The sequence below is a fragment of the Halorubrum tibetense genome (genome assembly GCF_042661865.1).
Classification (GTDB): domain Archaea; phylum Halobacteriota; class Halobacteria; order Halobacteriales; family Haloferacaceae; genus Halorubrum; species Halorubrum tibetense.
On sequence record NZ_JBHSWW010000158.1, the window covers coordinates 1 to 5,617 of the forward strand.

Here is a 5,617-nt window from a genome sequence, read left to right on the forward strand (position 1 = left end):
CGCGCCGGGTGCCGGCAAGTCGACGCTCGTCGGCACGCTCGCCGCGGCGTATCGCGAGCGAGGCGACACGGTCGGCGTCGTCGCCGTCGACCCCTCCTCGCCGTACACCGGCGGGGCGCTGCTCGGCGACCGGATCCGGATGGCCTCGAACGTCGGCGACATGGAGGTGTTCTTCCGGTCGATGAGCGCGCGCGGCCAGCTCGGCGGGCTCTCGATGGCGACTGCGGACGCGGTGAAGGCGCTCGACGCGTTCGGCAAGGACACGATCATCATCGAGACGGTCGGCGCGGGACAGAACGAGGTCGATATCGTCCGCACCGCCGACACGGTCGCGGTGCTCGTCCAGCCCGGCTCGGGCGACGACGTCCAGACGCTCAAGGCCGGTATCCTCGAGATCGGCGACGTGTTCGTCGTCAACAAAGCCGACATGGACGGGGCGGACCGAACCCTCGCGGAGCTGGAGGAGATGGTCCACCGCCGTGAGAGCCCGACGAAGGGGCTCGATACCGGCCACCACGGCTTCGATGTCCCCGACCACCCGGACGACGACGGCGTCGATGGAGACGGCAAGGGCGATGGAGACGGCGGGGGCGACCCGACGTGGACCCCCGACGTGCTCGGGACCGTGGCCACAACCGGGGACGGCGTCGAGTCGCTGATCGATGCGTTTGACGCGCACGCGCGATACCTCCGCGACTCGGGTGTGATCGACCGTACCAAGCGCGAGCGGTACGCCGAGGAGATCCGGACGCTCGTCCGCTCGGATATCGGCGCGCTCGCGACCGAGGAGATCGAACGACGAGGCGGGATCGACGCGCTCGCCGAGCGGGTGCGTCGCCGCGAGACCGACCCGTACACGGTCGCGGCGAGCGTCGTCGATCCGTTCGCGGCGTTCGTCGACGACGAGTCGGTCGCGAGCTCCGAGAGCGACGGCTCGGCGATGGACGACGACTGACTCGCGGCGTCGCTCATGACCGTGGTCGGTATCGGGATCCCGCGACCGCCGCCTCCGCCCGCGGATTATAAGTCGCCCGCGAACCAACAGGTTTCCATGAAGCTCAGGAACCTCGCCGGAACGGCCCTCCTCGGCGTCGGCGCGCTGGCCGCGGTGAACACCGGACTCCGCCACGACGACGCCCTCGAATCGCCGCTCGTCGGCGACGAGGGGACGTTCCGCTGGCGCGGGATGGACGTCGCGTACACGGAGGGCGGCGACCCGGACGACCCCGACCTGGTATTGCTCCACGGGATCAACGCCGCGGCTTCCTCCGGAGAGTGGCGCGAGGTGTTCGGTGATCTCACCGCCGACTACCACGTGATCGCGCCGGATTTCCCCGGGTACGGCCGGTCGGACCGCCCGCCGCTGCGTTACTCCGCGGCGCTGTACGAGGACTTCGTTCGGGACTTCCTCTCGACGTTCGACGAGCCGGCCGTCGTCGCCTCGTCGCTGTCGGCGTCGTACGCCGCCGCTGCCGACGACATCGAGTTCTCGGGGTTCGTCGCCGTCTGCCCGACGACCCGCGCGGGCCCGAGCCCGCCGAAGTCTCCCCTCCGAGAGCTGATCCGCGCTCCGCTCGTCGGCGAGGCCCTGTTCAACTTGATCGTCTCGAAACCGTCGATCCGGTATTTCAACGCCGACCACGGCTACGATGACCCCGCGAACCCGACCGACGAGTGGGTGGACTACGAGTGGCGGACGACCCACGTCGAGAACGCGCGGTTCGCGCCCGCGTCGTTCATCTCGGGGTACCTCAACAGCGAGCTCGACTTGGCGGCCGCGCTCGCCGACCTCGACGTGCCGCCGACCATCGTCTGGGGCCGCGAGGCGGCGGTGAGCCCGCTGACCGACGGTCGCGAGCTCGCGGACGCGTCGGGCGCGCGGCTCGTCGTCTTCGACCGCGCGAAGCTGCTCCCGCACGTCGAGCACCCGAACCGCTTCCTCGAAACCGTCCGCGAAAGCCTCGTCGCTGGCGCAACCGCGTGAGTGAAGCCGCGCAAGCGTGAGTGCGACCGCGCAAGCGTGAGTGCGTGAGTGCGGCCGCTCACGAGCGGGACTCCTCGCGAGCGCGTGTTCTTCCTGGGCGCGGCTCCTCGTGAGGGCGACCCCCTTGCCGTCTCGACGACCGCTCTCACCCTATCAGAACTGAACATCAGGCGCGAAGAGGTTTAGGGACCCTCGGCCGAGAGGGGGTATGACCGAGCGTTCCGTGCGAGTCCTCTGTGTCGACGACGAACCGGGGTTGGCCGAGCTGGTCGCGACGTTCCTCGAACGCGACGCCGACCTCGACTGTGAGACCGCGGTCGAAACCGACCCGGACGCCGCGCTGGCGCGGATCCGAGAGGAGCCGTTCGACTGCGTCGTCACGGATTACGACATGCCCGCGCGCACCGGCGTCGAGCTGCTGTCGGCGGCCCGTGAGACACACCCCGAGCTGCCGTTCCTGTTGTTCTCCGCCACCGGGCCGGACGAGCTCGCCGCCGAGATGGTCCGCGTCGGGGTGACCGATTACGTCCGGAAACGCGGCGGCTCGGACGCCTACACGACGCTGATCCGACGAGTCGACTACGCTATCGACGGGGAGGACGGGTCGTTCGACGGGCCGGACACCGCGGTTGGATCGGCGGACGCGTCCCACTCGCTCGCCGTCGACGACGTCGATGCACGGGTGTCGTTCGACGCGGTCTGTACCGTGAGTCCGGACGGAACGTTCGAGTACGTCGACGAGGCGTACGCGCGGGCGTACGGGTACGACCCCGAGACGCTCGTCGGCGAACCGTGGCAGCGACTCCACCCCGATGACGAGGTCGAACACATCCGCACGAACGTGTTGCCCGCCGTCATGGAGGGTGACCGCTGGACCGGACGCAGTACCGGCGTGCGCGCGGACGGGAACACGTTCCCCGAATCGAAGCTGGTGAGCACGACAAGCGACGGGCGGCTCCTCATCTCGGTGTCGGCGGTCGACGGAGGGTCGGACGGTGACGCCGACTCGGGTGGCTCGGCCGTTTCGGACGGCGACGGTAATTCGGGTGGCTCGGCCGTTTCGGACGCGACCCGCGCTGACGACTGATCCGCGAGGGAGCCACGAGACCGCACGAGCCCCTCCCACAAGAGCTGATCAGGGACCCATGAGCGGTCCGATCTCAGCGGTCCCGGCGCACGTACAGCGTCTTCCGACAGATCGCGTGGACCGTCCCCTCGTCGTCGACGATCCGGACGAGGTAGTCTCGGTCCGTCGACTCGCCCGGTCCGAGCGACTCACGGATCCCCGCGGTCTCCGCCTCGTCGAGCTCGAACTCGGCGTACAGCGTCTCGCGGCCGGGTTCGAGGAACTCGATGGCGGCCGCCTTGTCCCAGATCGTGAACCCGTCCCCGAGGATCCGCTGGAACATCGTCATGTAGACGGGGTCGACCGCGCCGTAGAGGCTCCCGCCGAACGTCGCCCCGACCCCGTTCTTCGTCCGCCAGTTGAACGGGACCCGGACACGGACGTACCGCCAGTCGGCGGCGATGTGGTCGACGCGTGCGCCGGTGCCGCGGTAGGCGGGAAGCAGGTTGAACCCGTACCGCCACAGCCGCGTGCGGAGGCTCTCGGCCGGCGGGTCGCCGGTTACGGGGGCGGGATCGGGGTCCCGGTCGAGGCCGGTTGGCGTGTCCGCGGCGACGCGGGCTCCCGGCGTGACGTCGTCCGTCGTCGGCTCGTCGTCCGTCACGTCACACCGGCGGGGGCCCGAGGGCAAACGCGTGTCGGAACGGGAAACAACCGACGCGGGGTTGCCGGCGACTCGCAGTTTCGTCCTCGTCCCGAACCCCGTGGCGTCTCGGGCCGAACGCGGTGCCGTCCTCGACTCGAACCCGCAGCTGCGTCCCGCCCCGAAACCCGTATGTCGACCCACCGGCAAGCCGGGGGTAATGGAGTGTGACAAGTGCGGGGCCGACGCGATCCATCACGCCGCCTACTCGGGGGCACATCTCTGTGGCGAGCACCTCTGTCGCTCGGTCGAGAAGCGCGTGAAACGGCGCGTCCGCGAGGACGGCCTGCTCGACCCGGACGCGACGCCCGAGAACCCCGACCGCTGGGTGATCGGCCTCTCGGGCGGGAAGGACAGCGTCGTGTTGACGCATATCCTCGACGACGTGTTCGGGCGGGACCCCCGCGTGGAGATGCTCGCGCTCACGATCCACGAGGGGATCGAGGGGTATCGCGACGAGAGCCTCGACGCCTGTCTCGAGCTCACGGCGGACCGGACGATCCGCCACGAGGTGGTCTCCTACGACGATGAGTTCGGCGTCCGCATGGACGACGTCGTCGAGAGCGACCCCGAGAACATGGCCCCGTGTGCGTACTGTGGGGTGTTCCGCCGGGACGTCTTAGAGCGGTACGCCGCCGAGTTCGACGCCGACAAACTCCTCACCGGTCACAACCTCGACGACGAGGCCCAGACCGCCCTGATGAACGTCCTCGAGGGCGACGTCCGCCAGGTGGCGAAACACTTCGACGCGTCGCTCGGGCCGTTCGACGAACGCGGCGAGACCGACGAGTTCGTTCCCCGGGCGAAGCCGCTGCGGGACGTCCCCGAGAAGGAGATCGCCCTGTACTGTCACGTCCGCGACCTCCCGGTCCACATGGCCGAGTGTCCCCACGCGTCGGAGGCGTATCGCGGCGAGATCCAGTCCGTAATCCACGAGCTGGAGGAGAACCACCCGGGCACCCGCCACTCGATCATGGCCGGCTACGAGGAGCTGTCCGGGATCGTCGCGGAGCGATATCGGGGAGGCGCTGTGGGGTCGGACGAAAGGGATCCCGCCAGATCGGACGTGGAGTCGGACGGGGACGGCGACTCGGACGCCAGCGCCGATGACGGTCGTCCGACCCTCCGAGAGTGTGAACGCTGCGGCTCGAAAACCAGCCGTGACGTCTGCCGGAAGTGCCGGCTCCTCGAATCGATCGAAGCGGCGTGAGCGGCGCGACGGGGGATCGACGAGCCGACACGGGGTCGACGGCGGGTCGACGATGGCTCGAGCGCCGATCGGTGTCGTTCACCCCGCTTTCGGCAGATCCGGTGAAAGAATTAACCCGTCGGACGCCGTTCTAACGTCAATGAGTGACACGGGCACGCTCCGGACGGACGCGCTCACGCCGCTACACTGGATCGGGATCGCGATGGCGGGCGTCTCCGCGCTCGTCCACCTGTATCTCGCGGTCATCATCCCCGGCTGGCTCGGGATCTCCTTCGCCGGAGCGACCGCGGGGTTCGTCGTCGGCATCGCTGCGGTGCTCGTCGACTTCCGGCGCCGCCTGACGTATCTGCTGGGGGTGCCGTTCACCGCCGGACAGGTCGTCCTCTGGTACGTGTTGAACGACCAGCCCGGGCTCGCGGAGCTCGGCACGGTCGACGTCGTCGACAAGGTGGCACAGGTCGTCCTGATCGGCGTGTTGGTCGCGCTGTACGCCCGAAACACGTGACGGCCGTGACGGGTGGTGACAGGGGGCCAGCGAACGAACGCGACGGTGTCGGTCCCGTCCGCCGGGTTCGCGGACGGGTCGTTGCGGCGCTGCAGTCACGAGTCGGGTCGCCGGCACGACGCGTCGCCCCGCTCGCTCCCCTCGCGGCC

6 protein-coding genes are annotated in these 5,617 nt (G+C 69.4%); 5 read left to right on the forward strand and 1 reads right to left on the reverse strand.

Going from position 1 to position 5,617, the window contains the following annotated elements:
- The 3 genes from meaB to ACFQEU_RS10495 all read left to right on the forward strand — a co-directional run.
- Positions 1-955 (forward strand): methylmalonyl Co-A mutase-associated GTPase MeaB (gene meaB, locus ACFQEU_RS10485; RefSeq protein ID WP_379781890.1); only part of this gene is annotated, 955 nt, incomplete at its 5' end.
- Between the two features lie 96 nt (positions 956-1,051).
- The gene (locus ACFQEU_RS10490; protein ID WP_379781892.1) at positions 1,052-1,984 is read left to right on the forward strand and encodes an alpha/beta fold hydrolase; all 933 of its coding nucleotides are present in this window, start codon (positions 1,052-1,054) and stop codon (positions 1,982-1,984) included.
- A gap of 208 nt (positions 1,985-2,192) precedes the next feature.
- Positions 2,193-3,071 carry a response regulator gene (locus ACFQEU_RS10495; RefSeq protein ID WP_379781894.1) on the forward strand — a complete coding sequence of 293 codons (879 nt, stop codon included), beginning with the start codon at positions 2,193-2,195 and terminating at the stop codon, positions 3,069-3,071.
- Between the two features lie 73 nt (positions 3,072-3,144).
- On the opposite strand, the gene ACFQEU_RS10500 is transcribed toward ACFQEU_RS10495, so the two are convergent.
- On the reverse strand, positions 3,145-3,714 hold the full coding sequence (locus ACFQEU_RS10500; protein WP_379781896.1) for a DUF4442 domain-containing protein: 570 nt from the start codon (positions 3,712-3,714) through the stop codon (positions 3,145-3,147).
- A 199-nt stretch (positions 3,715-3,913) separates the two neighbouring features.
- Between ACFQEU_RS10500 and ncsA the strand changes: the two genes are divergently transcribed.
- The gene (gene ncsA, locus ACFQEU_RS10505) at positions 3,914-4,963 is read left to right on the forward strand and encodes a tRNA 2-thiolation protein NcsA (RefSeq protein WP_379781898.1); all 1,050 of its coding nucleotides are present in this window, start codon (positions 3,914-3,916) and stop codon (positions 4,961-4,963) included.
- 139 nt (positions 4,964-5,102) lie between these two features.
- Positions 5,103-5,468 (forward strand): DUF7475 family protein, encoded by a 366-nt coding sequence (locus ACFQEU_RS10510; protein ID WP_379781900.1) that lies wholly within the window; start codon positions 5,103-5,105, stop codon positions 5,466-5,468.
- Positions 5,469-5,617 lie beyond the last annotated feature (149 nt).